Source organism: Micromonospora sp. NPDC085948 (genome assembly GCF_040686315.1).
GTDB lineage: Bacteria > Actinomycetota > Actinomycetes > Mycobacteriales > Micromonosporaceae > Micromonospora.
This window is the reverse complement of the sequence record NZ_JBFBJW010000002.1, coordinates 22,872-36,072: the sequence shown is the minus strand read 5'-3', so window position 1 is coordinate 36,072 and position 13,201 is coordinate 22,872. Positions and strand designations below refer to the sequence as shown.

At 70.2% G+C, this 13,201-nt stretch carries 16 protein-coding genes and 1 pseudogene; 14 read left to right on the top strand and 3 right to left on the bottom strand.

Features of this window, described 5'->3' with window-relative positions; translation table 11 throughout:
* Positions 1 to 23 precede the first annotated feature (23 nt).
* A complete protein-coding gene (locus AB0O48_RS05890) occupies positions 24 to 296 on the top strand; it encodes a hypothetical protein (protein ID WP_365063426.1) in 273 nt (90 codons plus the stop codon).
* 87 nt (positions 297 to 383) lie between these two features.
* On the opposite strand, the gene AB0O48_RS05885 is transcribed toward AB0O48_RS05890, so the two are convergent.
* The 3 genes from AB0O48_RS05885 to AB0O48_RS05875 all read right to left on the bottom strand — a co-directional run bounded on the left by AB0O48_RS05885 (position 384) and on the right by AB0O48_RS05875 (position 3,319).
* On the bottom strand, positions 384 to 1,343 hold the full coding sequence (locus tag AB0O48_RS05885; protein WP_365063423.1) for an NAD-dependent epimerase/dehydratase family protein: 960 nt from the start codon (positions 1,341 to 1,343) through the stop codon (positions 384 to 386).
* Between the two features lies 1 nt (position 1,344).
* Positions 1,345 to 2,832, bottom strand: a complete 1,488-nt coding sequence (locus tag AB0O48_RS05880) for a helix-turn-helix transcriptional regulator (protein WP_365063420.1) — start codon at positions 2,830 to 2,832, stop codon at positions 1,345 to 1,347.
* 73 nt (positions 2,833 to 2,905) lie between these two features.
* A complete protein-coding gene (locus AB0O48_RS05875) occupies positions 2,906 to 3,319 on the bottom strand; it encodes a helix-turn-helix transcriptional regulator (protein ID WP_365063417.1) in 414 nt (137 codons plus the stop codon).
* Between the two features lie 400 nt (positions 3,320 to 3,719).
* Here AB0O48_RS05875 and AB0O48_RS05870 point away from each other — a divergent pair, with 400 nt between their 5' ends.
* From AB0O48_RS05870 to AB0O48_RS05810, 13 genes and pseudogenes are all read left to right on the top strand, one after another.
* Positions 3,720 to 3,965 carry a DUF6284 family protein gene (locus AB0O48_RS05870; RefSeq protein ID WP_365063414.1) on the top strand — a complete coding sequence of 82 codons (246 nt, stop codon included), beginning with the start codon at positions 3,720 to 3,722 and terminating at the stop codon, positions 3,963 to 3,965.
* Positions 3,965 to 4,339 carry an RRQRL motif-containing zinc-binding protein gene (locus tag AB0O48_RS05865; RefSeq protein WP_365063412.1) on the top strand — a complete coding sequence of 125 codons (375 nt, stop codon included), beginning with the start codon at positions 3,965 to 3,967 and terminating at the stop codon, positions 4,337 to 4,339. Before AB0O48_RS05870 ends, AB0O48_RS05865 begins: the two co-directional genes overlap by 1 nt.
* Positions 4,340 to 4,365: 26 nt before the next feature.
* A pseudogene (locus AB0O48_RS05860) lies at positions 4,366 to 4,678 on the top strand (hypothetical protein).
* Entirely contained in the window at positions 4,678 to 5,346 is a 669-nt protein-coding gene (locus AB0O48_RS05855; RefSeq protein WP_365063409.1) for an NUDIX domain-containing protein, read from the top strand. Before AB0O48_RS05860 ends, AB0O48_RS05855 begins: the two are co-directional and overlap by 1 nt.
* 16 nt (positions 5,347 to 5,362) lie before the next feature.
* Positions 5,363 to 6,163 carry a DUF2637 domain-containing protein gene (locus tag AB0O48_RS05850; protein ID WP_365063406.1) on the top strand — a complete coding sequence of 267 codons (801 nt, stop codon included), beginning with the start codon at positions 5,363 to 5,365 and terminating at the stop codon, positions 6,161 to 6,163.
* 315 nt (positions 6,164 to 6,478) lie between these two features.
* Positions 6,479 to 6,688 carry a hypothetical protein gene (locus AB0O48_RS05845; protein WP_365063403.1) on the top strand — a complete coding sequence of 70 codons (210 nt, stop codon included), beginning with the start codon at positions 6,479 to 6,481 and terminating at the stop codon, positions 6,686 to 6,688.
* A 98-nt stretch (positions 6,689 to 6,786) separates the two neighbouring features.
* The gene (locus tag AB0O48_RS05840; RefSeq protein ID WP_365063400.1) at positions 6,787 to 8,967 is read left to right on the top strand and encodes a cell division protein FtsK; all 2,181 of its coding nucleotides are present in this window, start codon (positions 6,787 to 6,789) and stop codon (positions 8,965 to 8,967) included.
* A gap of 147 nt (positions 8,968 to 9,114) precedes the next feature.
* Positions 9,115 to 9,354, top strand: a complete 240-nt coding sequence (locus AB0O48_RS05835; protein ID WP_365063397.1) for a hypothetical protein — start codon at positions 9,115 to 9,117, stop codon at positions 9,352 to 9,354.
* Between the two features lie 38 nt (positions 9,355 to 9,392).
* Positions 9,393 to 9,647 carry a hypothetical protein gene (locus AB0O48_RS05830; RefSeq protein ID WP_365064340.1) on the top strand — a complete coding sequence of 85 codons (255 nt, stop codon included), beginning with the start codon at positions 9,393 to 9,395 and terminating at the stop codon, positions 9,645 to 9,647.
* Positions 9,647 to 9,946 carry a hypothetical protein gene (locus AB0O48_RS05825; protein ID WP_365063395.1) on the top strand — a complete coding sequence of 100 codons (300 nt, stop codon included), beginning with the start codon at positions 9,647 to 9,649 and terminating at the stop codon, positions 9,944 to 9,946. The genes AB0O48_RS05830 and AB0O48_RS05825 overlap by 1 nt, the downstream gene beginning before the upstream one ends.
* A 32-nt stretch (positions 9,947 to 9,978) precedes the next feature.
* Positions 9,979 to 10,950: a bifunctional DNA primase/polymerase gene (locus AB0O48_RS05820; protein ID WP_365063393.1), complete on the top strand. Its 972-nt coding sequence runs from the start codon at positions 9,979 to 9,981 to the stop codon at positions 10,948 to 10,950.
* Positions 10,947 to 12,506 carry a hypothetical protein gene (locus AB0O48_RS05815; RefSeq protein WP_365063390.1) on the top strand — a complete coding sequence of 520 codons (1,560 nt, stop codon included), beginning with the start codon at positions 10,947 to 10,949 and terminating at the stop codon, positions 12,504 to 12,506. The genes AB0O48_RS05820 and AB0O48_RS05815 overlap by 4 nt, the downstream gene beginning before the upstream one ends.
* Positions 12,507 to 12,987: 481 nt before the next feature.
* Complete coding sequence (locus AB0O48_RS05810) at positions 12,988 to 13,197, top strand: helix-turn-helix domain-containing protein (protein ID WP_365063387.1); 210 nt, start codon at positions 12,988 to 12,990, stop codon at positions 13,195 to 13,197.
* Positions 13,198 to 13,201: the final 4 nt, after the last annotated feature.

Genomic DNA, 13,201 nt, shown 5'->3' with positions numbered 1-13,201 from the left:
AGACAAGAAGGAGGCGCTCCATTATGACCACCACCGTACCAGGTGGCAAGCCACCCGACGCTTCGAACACTCCGAGTAGTCAAGACGAACCGAAAGTCTCGAAGGGACGCTTCGGTGCCCTTCATGCGATATCTATTCTCGTCTGCGCTGGCGCAGGAGCAATCCTGGCTGTCGTCCTCCTGAGCGCCTGGCAGGATCTGGGGCCGGTTGCAAACGCGGCGATAACGGCAATTGGCGCTATTACTGGTGCCGCCATCGGTGTCGTGGGCCTCGAAGTCCAGCGAAAAGAAAAGTGACGCTGGGGACTCAGGCCCGAAACTGGGCCTGAGTCCCCAGTCCGGTTTCAGATCACTGCTAACCCGACCTCTCAAAGTACGGCGTAGTCAGGGTTCAAGCGTGTGGCCCGGCACAAGCCATGCCTTCCACGCATCCGTGACGATGTCACCCAGCTTTGACCTTGCCGGGGTCCAGCCGAGAGCAGCGTTTGCGCGGTCGATCTCGGCGATCAGGGCCGGTGGCTCGGGCTTGGGCGGCTGGCGGTGAACGACAACCCGGCGACCGGTGACCTGTTCGGCGGTGGCTACCACGGTAGCCATGCTCGTTCCAACGCCTGAGCCAAGGTTGATGGTCTGGCTGGTTCCTGGTGTGCAGACGGTTAGTGCGAGCCGGACTGCGGTGGCGACGTCGGCGACGTGCACGAAATCCCGCACTGCCGCCCCGTCGCCGTTGAGTGTGACGTGGTCAAGCTCTCCAGTGATCGCGCGGAAGACGTTCGGAATGATCCGTGCGCGGTCGGTATCGGTGACGCCGTCGACGGCTCCAGCGATGTTGAAGGGCCGGAGGGTGACAGCCCCGATTGCTCCGGTCGCCGCATACGCCGCGACCATGTGCTCAGCCGCGACCTTCGACGCCGCGTACGGGCTCTCGGGGTGCGGGGCGAGGTCTTCGGACAATGCGCCATGGTGCTGTGACCCGTAGACGATGTTGGTGGAGGCGAATACCAGAGAGGCCGGCGGGCTGGTCGTCCGGGCGGCGTCTAAGGCCATGAGCAGGTTCAGGGTGCCTGTCGCGTTGACGTCGAAGTAGCCCAGAGGGTCAGAGAACGAGTCTCGCCCGCTGGTCAAGGCGGCAAGGTGTACGACTCCGTCGTACCCGCCTTCCTGGACGATCTCGGTGACCCGCGCACGGTCCCGGATGTCCCCCGCCACCAGCTCGACGCCGGCCGGTGGGGTGCGGTCACCGAGACCCCGGGTCATAACCGTGACTCGGTGCCCGGAGGCGAGCAGGTCGCGGGCGACGGCGCGGCCGAGGAATCCCAGGCCGCCGGTTACCAGTACGTGCACGTCAGCTTCTCCCCAGGATCGTGCGGCGGTGTTCCCACGCGAGTTCGAGGCAGCCGGCCGCCGCCGGTGCCAGCCGTCCGCTGGCGGTCAGTTCGTCGATGGTGTGCCGGGTGAACGGCAGCGCCGAGGTTGGCCGTACCCGCCCGGTCTTGACCACGGTTCCCTCATCGTTGGAGTCGACCATGTCGGCGAAGAGGTGGTCATAGGTGGGACCGTCATACACGGCGACGGTCAGAATCTCGCCCCACAGGGTGAGTGCGTCGAGCGCGACGCCGAGGCAGAACACCCGCACCCCACCGGACGCGTACGCGCGGTCGAAGGCTGCCAGCGGTTCCGCGCTGTAGTCCGCCGGTTCACCGTCACCGCCGTGCTCGGCGCTGCCGAGGAATTCCTCGCTGTACTCCCGCATCATGTTTCGCCACAGGTCGAAGTCGGCCACCTGAGCGGCGGGCAGGACGCTCGATGGCTGGAACACTCCCGCCGGCATGATGTGCAGCATTCCCCCGGCTACGGCGACGTTGCCGGCTGCGCGGTTGTGCAGCACGAAGGACGCTCCGTCGTCGTCTACCCGCAGGGTGAGCGTGTCGGTTGACGGCGCTGTCGGTCGACGGCTGGGCGTAAACGGGTCGCCCACGAGCCTCCGAAAGCCCAGGTTTCGCCAGGACGCCGGCAGGATGCCGCTTCCATCGCCAGCGACGTGGTACATGGCCATTTCGTGCGCGAGCGCTTCCGAGACATCGATACCACCGAAGTACGTGCCAGTGGTGAAAATGAGCGCATTATCGGGCTGGCTCCAGTCGACTCCCGCGAGGTGCCACGCGAGCCGGTTCTCAAAGAGCCGCGGCTGTTCAACATCCCGCAGGGCGAGGCTGTAGCGCTGGTGTCGCCGCCCGTCCGACGCCAAAGGCCGCACGCCGGCCGCAGCGTCCTCGGTCCCAGTGACGAGGGGCACGGTTCCCTCCGGGGCGAGCCCGATTCCGAACTGCGCCAATTCGATCGGAGTCGACGGCAACCATTGCGGTGCCGCAATCAGGCCGCTGTCACCTACGCGATGCTCCAGGTCGTAAAGGCGCGCGGCCTCGCGTGCGAGCTGCACACGGTGAACGTTCAGCTTCCGCCGGACCGCACGCCACTCTTGCTGGCTTTCCTCGGCCTGCGGGTGAGACACCGGATCTTGGTAGATCGCGAAACCTCCGGAATCGTTCTCGGGACTGTCGCGCTGCTGGGGCGTGACGCGCTGCCTGGTTAGTCCAAGACCCTGCACAGAGACACCGAAGTGCTCGGCAAGGAGCTGCCGGTAGAGCGCGGACGGATACGTGATCCCTCGCTCCCACCTGCTGACCTGATTGGCGGTTACGGCCAGCCTCTTCCCGCGCGCCACCCCCAGGCGGTTCAACCCATCCGCCACGTCCTGCTGAGTTTCGCCCGCCGCGTCCCGGAGGTTATACAGCGCGAGATTCGGGGTGGCATCCCTGGCGTGAGCAGGCACGACGGCCCTCCTTCGCTGGCGTAGACACCCGCTGACGCGCAACCGCGCCTAGTCGATGCCTAGTGGACTGCGATTACCCGGCTGGTGAACGGCGTTCGGGTGCGCGTTCGGAACTGGTGTCCTTATCGCCATGACCGACATCGACCGCCATCCGCTCTACGGCATCCGCGAGCCGCCGCACCTCGGCGTGAAGCTGGTCCAGCCGCGTGAGTACCAGCGCCGAACTGTCCGCCCGCCCTACTCCCCCGCCACTGTCCGGCGGTGTTGCCCCGGTCAGCACGGCACGAAGGTAGTCGTCCGGCCAGCCGAGAGCCTGAGAAATCGCGGCGAGCGTGCGCGCCGACCGCTTGCGGGTCGCGGTCGCCTTTTGCAGCTCACGCAGGGTGGCAACCGACACCTTGGACCGCTCGGCCAACTCCTGCTGTGACAGCGGCAAATCGGCCATCCGGCCGTTGATTGCGCTGGCCACAGCCTGCCAATCCTCCACCCGACGCCTCCCTGTCTGACTGCTTGATCTGCTGATCCTAGTCCCCTCACCTCGTTGACATCGCACAACTTCAGCGCTAATTTTAGCGCTGAAATTAGCTACATCAGCCGGCAGGCAGCCGGGGAAGGCAGCCCCTCACGGAGCTGCGCGCCCACGAGCCTCCGTGCGGTCGTTCATTGACAACCGAATAGCAGGAGCGCCGCGTGGATCCGTCTGCGGCATCCCCGCCTTGAGCCACCTGGTGGCCGACCCCGGTGACTTCCCGGGCGAGCGGGGCGAGCGGGCCGGATCTGGCGCGCGGCATGGACTTCTGCCTTCATTCCTGTTCGCCCCGGGGTGCGGCCGATCTGGTCGCACCCCGGGTGTTCCCCCACTTCATCGACTCACCGGAGGTTCCCCCGTGCGCACGCACCTCGCTCCCGTCACCGACGAACCGACCGCCGACGACCTCGCCGCGATCGACGCGGAATGGCCGCTGATCGCGGCCGAACTGGACCTGCTGGACGCCGAAATCACGCTCATCTACGCCGAGGACCACGGCGGCCCGACCGAGCTGGACTGGCGGCGGCTGCGCCGGGCCGAGGCCCGCGTCACCCGCGCCGCCACCGACACCGCTACCCGCACCGACCCGCGCCGCGCGGCCTGATGGCCCGCATCCGCGCCGCCTACTTCGATCCGGACGGGGCGCGGTACGGAATCCCTACCTACTGGTGGAAGGGTGCCCCGCCCGGCTACGCCACCCGCCGCCAACTGACCGCCGCCGGCCTACGCCCCGGTGGTCAACCCGTCGCCGCTCAGGTGCTTTGGCGCGGCGTCGGCGGCACCCGCACCGCCTACCTGTACCGGGTCGACCTGGCCGCGCCGAAGCGCACCGCGACCCCCGCGCAGCGCGCCGCGATCGGCAAGGCACTTCTGGCCCGTCGCACCTGCCGTACCTGCCGCCAGGTGCGGCCGTACTTCATTCCGCGCTCGCTTGGCGAGTGCCTGACCTGTTCCCCGCTACTGAAGGAGTTTCGTTGAGCGCACGGAAGAACCGCCGCGCCGTCATGGCCGAGTTGATCCTGCTGGCCAACCCGACCGCCGTCTCCGTCCACACCCCCGACGTGTCGCTGTCGGTCACCTTCGACAGCGTCGCCGAACTCAAGTCGTGGCTTCACCTGGCCGGGCTCAACGACCCGGACATGCTGGTCGGTGAGCGCCAGGGCACCACCGATGACGGCCGCCCGTACCGGTCGATGAACGCCTACCCGACGTGGCACGGCTGGGAGTTCTACGCCAGCGCCCGCGAGTACATCGACAGCGGCACGACCCTCGACCTTGGCGACCGCCGAGCAGCTTGCCGCGCTGGCGGTGGCCTGATGACCGACCGCACCTTCACCCACCCGTCCGTGCTGGCCGGCATCGCCGCCGGGGCGGGTTGGGCAGATCCGACCATGAATCCCGCCGACATCGACTGGACGGGCCGCCGGGCCGCTGCCGCGATCCCGTTCCCTCTCGTCGACGGCCGACCGGTCAACCCGTTCGCGCCGACCGGTATCCGGTACGGGCGTAACGAGCTGGGCCACTGGGGCGAGGCGCAGGCCGCCGACGCGATCGTCACCGCCTCGGACTCCCACGGTGGCCGGTGGCTGCTGCTGATCAAGCGCGACGACAACCACGGATGGGCGCTGCCCGGCGGTCACGTCGACCCCGGCGAGGACCCCACCGCCGCCGCGTTCCGGGAGTTGGCCGAGGAAACCGGCCTGACTGCCGACCCCGCCGACCCGTGGGTGACGACGCTGCCGGCCCGCTACGTGCCCGACCCCCGCGCCTCCGACGAGGCATGGATGGTCACCACCCCCGTCCGCATCGACCTCGGCCACGGGTGGCGCGTCCTACCCGACGTGACCGGCAGCGACGACGCCCGCTGCGCCGCATGGGTGCCCGCGGTCGACTACCCGTGCCTGGTGCGCCACCTGGCCGACATCTACGGCGGCGTCGTGTTCGCCGCTCACCGTGACCTGCTTGCCGACATCCTCGACCACTGACCGGAGGTCACCCGCTATGACTGCCCCCGCCAGCATCCACCCCCGCAGCATCGACGACCTGTACCCCGGCGCGTTGGCCCTGACCGACCAGCTCGGCGAGGTTCCCTCACGCAACCGGCTCCAGAAGGAATTCAAGATCGGCGCTCCGAAGGCCACCGAGCTGCGGGAGCGACTGCTTACCCGCACCGAGCCGGCCGTCACCCCCGCGCCGGTCGCGCTGGACTACGCCGAGCCGATCGGCCCGAACCCGGCCCCGCTGCCGATCACACCCGAGCCCACCGACCCGGCCGCGCCGGTTGAGCCGCACCGGAAGTGGTTCCGCCGCCGCCCGGCCGACGAGAAGTCGCCGCAGGTCCGGGCGGACGGACACCCGGGGCCGAAGATCCCGCCCGCGCCGGCCCCGGCCGACGCCGCACAACTCAAGTCGCTCAAGCGCATCCGGTGGGCGGTCCGCCTCGTGCTCGCCCTCGGGGTAGCCGCATCCATCGCCGGCAACGTGCTACACGCCCGAGACGAACTCATCAGCCAGGTCATCTCCGCGTGGTCCCCGCTGGCGCTGCTGCTGACCATCGAACTCATCTCCCGAGTCCCGGTGCACTCCCGCCGCCTCGCGATCGGCCGGTGGGCGGCAACCGCACTGATCGCCGGCATCGCCGCGTGGGTCTCCTACTGGCACATGGCCGCCGTCGCCGCCCGCTACGGCGAGACCAACGGCGCGCAGTACCTGCTCCCGCTGTCCGTCGACGGCCTCGTGGTCGTCGCCTCCATCTGCCTGGTGGAACTGGGCGGCCGGATCGCCGCCAACCACCGCAAGTAGCCCCGCCCGGCGGCACGGCCCCTGGCTCGCAACCTGTGCCGTGCCGCCGGTCTCACCCCATCCGTCTTGCAGACATCAGGGAGAGAACATCCATGATCCCCCGCCGCGCGGCTTCCGCGCACTCCCGAACCGTCCTGCTGCCCTGTGGCCAGCACTACGCCACGTTGTGGGGCAACGCGACCCCGCCTACCGCCTGCGCCGACTGCCCGCCTCCGGCCCGTAGCGGTCGCTGACCGCCCCCGTCGCCACCGGCTCATCACCCGGTGGCGCGCGGAGGCAGCCAGACCCGCTGGCCGCCGGAAGGGAACACCCGTCATGGGCAGCAAGCGCAACGTCGCATCCGGCAACGACCGCGTTGACGTGCAGGTCGGCCAGGTCGTCAGCCGACGCGACACCAGCAAGACCCCGAAGGCCACCCCGCCGGCCGACACCATCCCGGGCCGGACCGAGAACACCCGCTCCGGCAACGCCACCGTCGGCCGGCAGGCCGACGAGATCCGGGGCGACATCACCATCCGCTGGTAACCCCTGCCCGGCGGCGCGGCCTCACGGCCTCGACAACCCGGCCGCGCCGCCGGCCCTCAACCCCCGACCCTCACGGATCAGATGGAGGAACACCCATCATGACCTCCCCCCAAGGAGACGACCGTTTCGACTGGCACGCCGCCGAGCGTGACCTGACCGACCCGGCCGCGCCGGACGCCGAGGTGCTCGACCTCGACGCCGCCCGCGCCGCCCGCACCCCCGACCCCGACGACGACAGCGGGCCACTGCTGGTCGACTCGCCGGACGCGCAGCGCTCCCCGCGGTTCGCCCTCGACGGCGTTCGCGCCGGCCAGCGGCGCCCGATCCTGCCGGCCTGGTTGCGCTCGCGCGCCGAGCTGCGCGACGTGATGCGCTGGGCGGTCGGGCACCTGCTGCACACCACCGGCTACCACGCCACGCGGCTGCCGAAGTACGCCGCCAAGCTGGCGTTGCGCGCCCCGAACGGCGGGTGGCGGATGGTGTCCGGGGCTACCCGGTGGCTGTTCGACTGGGAAGGTGAGCCGCACCGGCAAGCCACCTCCACCAGCAAAGACGGAGAGCTGTACCTGAAGCTGTCCAAGCAGCGGGACCGGCGGGTGCGGTGGCGCGGCATCGTGGTCACGTTCTCAATCGCGGTCATGCTGGCCGGTGGTGTCGCGGTGGCGCTCGCGCCGTTGTGGGCGCGGTGGGCGGTGCTGGCGATGCTGGTCACGCTGTGCGGGCTGCTCGGACAGCCAGCCGACAAGCCGCTGTTGGACACTGCCGTGGTGGTCCCGCGTGTGGCGCGGCTGACCTCCGATGTGGTGGTCCGTGCCCTGGCGGTGCTCGGGATCTCGGGTATCAGTCAGGCCATCGCGAAGCAGGGCCATCGGGCGATCGGGTTTACCGCCCCGATCGTGCGTGACGGCCCCGGTTGGCGGGCGGACATCGACCTGCCGCCCGGCGTGACGGCCGGGGACGTGATCGAGCGCCGCGACCGGCTCGCCGGCGGCCTCACCCGCCCCCTCGGCTGCGTGTGGCCCGAGGGACAGCCGGAAGTGCACCCCGGCCGCCTGCTGCTCTGGGTGGGCGATCAGGACATGGCCGCGACGAAGCCGGCCGTCTGGCCGCTGCTCAAGGCATCCGGTGGGTTCGACCTCGGTCGGCCGGTGCCGTTCGGTACCGACCCGCGCGGCCGGGTCATCTCCTTCGAGCTGCCGTACACCAACGTGCTGATCGGGTCGATTCCCGGCTACGGCAAGACGGCCGCGACGCAGGTCCCGATGCTGGCCGCAGCCCTCGACCCGTACGCCGAGCTGTGGTGCTTCGACTTCAAGGGCACCGGCGGACTCGATCCCTTGGAAAAGGTGTCCGCCCGGTACGCGTCGGGGCAGGACGACGACACCGCCGAAGAGGGCCTGATCGCGTTGCGGGAGCTGCGCAAGGAGTGCCAGCGCCGCGCCGCGATCATCAAGGGCCTACCCAAGGCGGTGTGCCCGGACAACAAGGTCACCCCCGAGCTGGCCCGGCGCAAGAAGCTCGGCCTTCACTGGCTGGTGGTAGCCCTCGACGAGGTGCAAGAGCTGTTCAGCCACCCGGAATTCGGCAAGGAAGCCGGAGAGCTGGCCGAGAAAATCATCAAGCTCGGCCGCGCCCTGGGCGTCATCCTCGTGGTCGCCACCCAGCGGCCGGACGCCAAGAGCCTGCCCACCGGAGTCAGCGCGAACGCCGGCACGCGGTTCTGCCTGCGGGTCATGGGCCAGATCGAAAACGACATGATCCTCGGAACCTCCGCCTACAAGAACGGCATCCGGGCGACCATGTTCGCCAAGAAAGACAAGGGCGTCGGCTACCTCGTCGGCGCGGCCGACGACGCGCAGATCGTGCGCACCTTCTACGTCGACGGCCCGACCGCCGAGAAGATCACTGAACGGGCGCGCGCCCTGCGGGAAGCGGCCGGCACCCTGACCGGACACGCGATCGGGCAGACCCCGGCCACCCCGGCGGCACGGCGAGACACCCTGCTCGACGACATCCTCACCGTCCTGCCCCCGACGGAGCCGAAGGTGTGGGCCGAGACGCTGACCGAGCGCCTGGCCGACCTCAACGGCGAGGCGTACGGGGAGCTGACCCGCGATCAGCTCACCGCCGCGCTCAAGCCCTACGGCATCACCACCGGGCAGGTGTGGGGCACCGACCCGGCCACCGGCAAGGGCGCGAACCGGCGCGGCATCGACCGGACCGACATCACCAACGCCGTCGCGGAGCGTAACAAGCGCCGGGGAGACAAAGCCGCCTAACCCGGACAGCGATCGGCCGCTAGGTCTAGCACCACCCTCCGCTAGACCTAGCGGCCCCGCTAGCAACCAACCCCGATCCTGGCCAGCGCCCTAGTTCCTAGCGGCGTCAGCCCTCTGCGCCCTTGATCCGGCCTGTGGAGGCATTCCATGACCCCCATCCTGCTGCTCGCTAGCCTCGCCACCCTCGGTTACTCAGCGTGCTACCTGGCGGTGTGTGCCGCGTCCCCGTGGGGACGCTGCCGACGCTGCCACGGTGCCCGCTCACACCGCACCGCGATCGGCACACGGCGCGACTGCCGGCACTGCGACGGCACCGGCATCCGCGTCCGCGCCGGCCGACGGCTGATCGATTTCATCCGCGCCGAGTACCGCGACGGCCACCCGTGACCCGCCGCACCCGCGACGGGCACACCGAGTGGTGCGGGATGGACCACCGCTGCAACCTCGGTGAGCACCGATCCGACGAAATCGTGGTCGACCTGCCCGGCCGCGCCCGCGCCGTGCTGGTGCGGGTGCGCACCGCCGCCGGGCGGGAGCACGCCGAGGTCCGCGTCCGCGTGGCGCTCGCGCCATCCGAGTTGGCGGCGCGGCGGCAGTTGGTCGGGCTGCTCGGTGACCTGCGCCAGGCCGTCACCCGCGCCGCCATCGCGGGCCGGCCGCGACTGAGGCGGCCCGCCTGATGCCCGGCGCGCGCCGCGACGGCCCCTCGCCGCGTGACGCCCGGCTGTCCGGGTTGGAGGTGTGGCTCACGGGCACGCCCGCCGAGCTAGACGCCGCCACCGCCGCGCTGGTCGACGCCGGGCACCTCACCCAGCACGGCACCCGCCGGCCGCTGACCGGCAGCGACGCCGGCCGCTACCGGCTCTATCTGCGCCTCAGCGTCGCCGCCGACCGGCGGCGGCCCACCGGCACCCCAGACGCCTCCGGCGGTGCGCTGATCGACCTCACGGCCGCCCGCGCCCAGCGTCGCCCGGCCTGACCCGATTTCCCCGAACCTTTGGGAGGTGCCCCATGCCTGACCTGTTGACCGCCGCGCTCGCGCACGCTGCGCGCGGCTGGCACGTCTTCCCCCTGCGTCCCGACGATCGACCCGACGACCCTGACCACGCCAAGCGGCCCGCGTTTCCCAACCGCTGCACCGCCGAGCACTGCCCCCGCACCGACCCGCGCTGCCGCGCGGCCGGCCGTCACGTTGGCTGGGAGGAACGGGCCACCACCGACCCGGAGCGCATCCGCCGGGCGTGGTCGACCCGCCCCTACGGCATCGGCATTGCCTGCGGCCCGTCCGGGCTGGTCGTGGTCGACCTCGACGTGCCCAAGCACGCCGACGACACCCCGCCGCCACGGTGGGCCAGGGCGTGTGACGGCCTCGACGTGTTCGCCGCCCTCGCCAGCTCGCACGGCGGCATCGACGCCACCTACACCGTGACCACGGCCAGCGGCGGCAGTCACCTCTACTACCGCCACCCCGCCGGGCCGCGGCTGCGCAACACCACCGGCGACCGGAGCGGGCTGGGCTGGAAGGTCGACACCCGCGCCCACGGCGGCTACGTCGTCGCCGCCGGCAGCACCGCCGGCCACCCGTACGCGGTGACGCTGAACTGCGACCCCGCGCCGCTGCCCGCGTGGGTGGCCAGGTTGCTCGCACCCGCCCCGCGGCCCGCGCACCGGCCCGCCCCGGTGGCGCTGCCGCCGGACCGGCGCGGCGCGTACCTCGCGGCAGCGATCCGCCGGCAGGTCGCCCACCTCACCGCCGCAAATGAGGGGCAGCGCAATCACGCCCTGTTCACCTCGGCGGTAGCGCTCGGGCAGCTCGTGGCCGGGGGCGCGCTCACCGACGCCGACGTGAACGCCGTGCTGGAACCCGCCGCGCTGTCGCTCGGCCTGCCCGCCGGGGAGGTCGTGCGCACGATCGCGTCAGGGCTGCGGACCGGGGCGAACAACCCGCGCACCCTTGCCGGAGTGGGGAGGGCGGCGGCATGACGACCCGGTTGCAGATCGGCTCCGGCCCCGAAACGATCCGCGTGCTCAAAGCCGCGCTGGTCGACGGGCTGCTACCCGACACCTACGTGTCCGCCGGAGCGCTCGTGCACATGGAAGCCGTCTCCGGCGGACTGGCCACCGCCGCCGACGAAGATTCTCCACTGCCGGTGTCGGCCAGCATGGTCAACCCCGCCGGCCTGGCCGGACTGCTGGCCGAACACGCCTACGTGTACCGGCTCAAGACCCGCAAGAGCGACACCGGCGACCCCGAGATGTACGAAGACGAGGTGACCCCGCCCCGCGACATCCTGTCGTCGGTACTGGCTGGGAAGACGTGGCCGGGCGTGCCGCCGCTGCGCGGGATCATCGGTGCCCCGGTGCTGCGCCGGGACGGCACCCTGCTCCAGCAGCCCGGCTACGACCCGGCTACCGGCCTGTATCTGGCGTCCAAGGTGGCGCTTCCCTCGGTGCCGGACGAACCGACACCGGAGCAGGTTGACGAGGCGCGCACGTTCCTGCTCGGCCGGTTCCTGCGGGACTTCCCGTGGGCATCTGCCGCTGACCGGGCCAACTACGTGGCGCTGCTGGCCACGCCGATCCTGCGGCACTTCACCCGCTCCCTGACGCCGTTCGCGCTGATCGACGCGACCATGCCATCCAGCGGTAAGACGATCCTCACGGCCGGGCCGGGAATGCTCTACGGGCAGCGCGTCATGACCTGGGCCTACTCAGACGAGGAACTGCGCAAGTCCATCACGGCCGTGCTGGCCGAGCAGGTGGGCGTGGTGATCTGGGACAACCTGGCCGAGGGAACCGTCATCGACTCCGCCGTGCTCGCCCAACTCGTCACCTCCGGCGTCTGGTCCGACCGGCAACTCGGCGCGTCGCGCAACGTCGCCACCGTCAACGACAGGCTCTGGATGGCCACCGGCAACAACCTCCAGGTTGGCGGGGACATGGCTTCCCGCACGGTGCGGGTGCGCCTCGACCCGGACATGCCCCGCCCCGAGCTGCGCGACCAGCGCGGGTTCGGCATCCCCCACCTTGACCAGTGGATCACCGACCCCGCTAACCAACTGACCGTGCTGTGGCACCTGCTCGTGCTGGTGCTCGACTGGACGCGGCAGGGTGCACCTCGGGTGTCGGGGTTGTCGATGCGGCAGTTCACCCCGTGGGCGCAAGCACTCGGCGGGTTCCTCGCCCATCACGGCATCGACGGGTTCCTTACCAACGCCGCTGACATTCGTGAGATCGATGAAGACGAAACGCGCTGGCGCGCGTTCCTCACCTGCTGGCACGACCGCCACGGCGGCCGTGCGATGACCGCCGCCGAACTCCGCCAAGACGGCGAGCCCATGCACCTCGGCAGCGACGTCAACGACCCGTGGGACGGGCAGTTCATCACCACCCACAACGGCCGGCTACCCAACCCCCTGCAACTTGGACGGTTGCTTACCGGGCAGGCCGGGCGGTGGCGCGGTGAACACGTCGTCCGCGCCGGCCGCAACGACCGCGGCGACCGGTCCGTGTTCTGGGTCGAGCACCACGAGGGGTAAAACCCGCTGAACCATCTCCGCATCTCCGCAACGCCGCACCAACCCCTCACCACCAGGGGAAACACCCTGCGGAGATCAGAACCAAGAGGATCATCAATCTCCGCATCTCCGCAACCAACTGCGGAGATCCCACCTCTTTGCGGAGATGACCCCTCACCACCTCCGACCATCTCCGCAAGCATTTGCCCAGCTCACAGCCATATTTGCGGAGATGCGGAGATGCGGAGATGGTTCAGCCCCTCCCACAACGAGCGCCGACCACCGCAACCGACCCCGCGCAGACCGGCCCGCTGAGAGCCCCTGAGCCGAACCGGCCCATGCCATCACCTCGGCCCGCTCGAAATCTTGGCCCTACGGCAATCTCAGCCGCCCGTTCCAACGGCCGTTATCGATTCGCCTGCTGTGCCTAGCAACTGACCCTCGCCCGACGAGAACGCCCACCACCGGCGCTCTCAACCCATCGGAACCACGGGGAGAAGCCGTGCCCACGCCAGAAACTCGCGTCGTCCTGAACATCGAAGAAGCCGCCCACCGCCTCGGCATCGGCCGTACCACCATGTACGCCCTCATCAAGACCGGCCAGATTCGCACCATCACCATCGGCCGTCTTCGCCGAGTACCAACCTTCTGCCTGGACGAGTACGTGCGGAACCTGCTCGCCGAGCCGACCCACCTCGATCACGCCGCCTGACGAA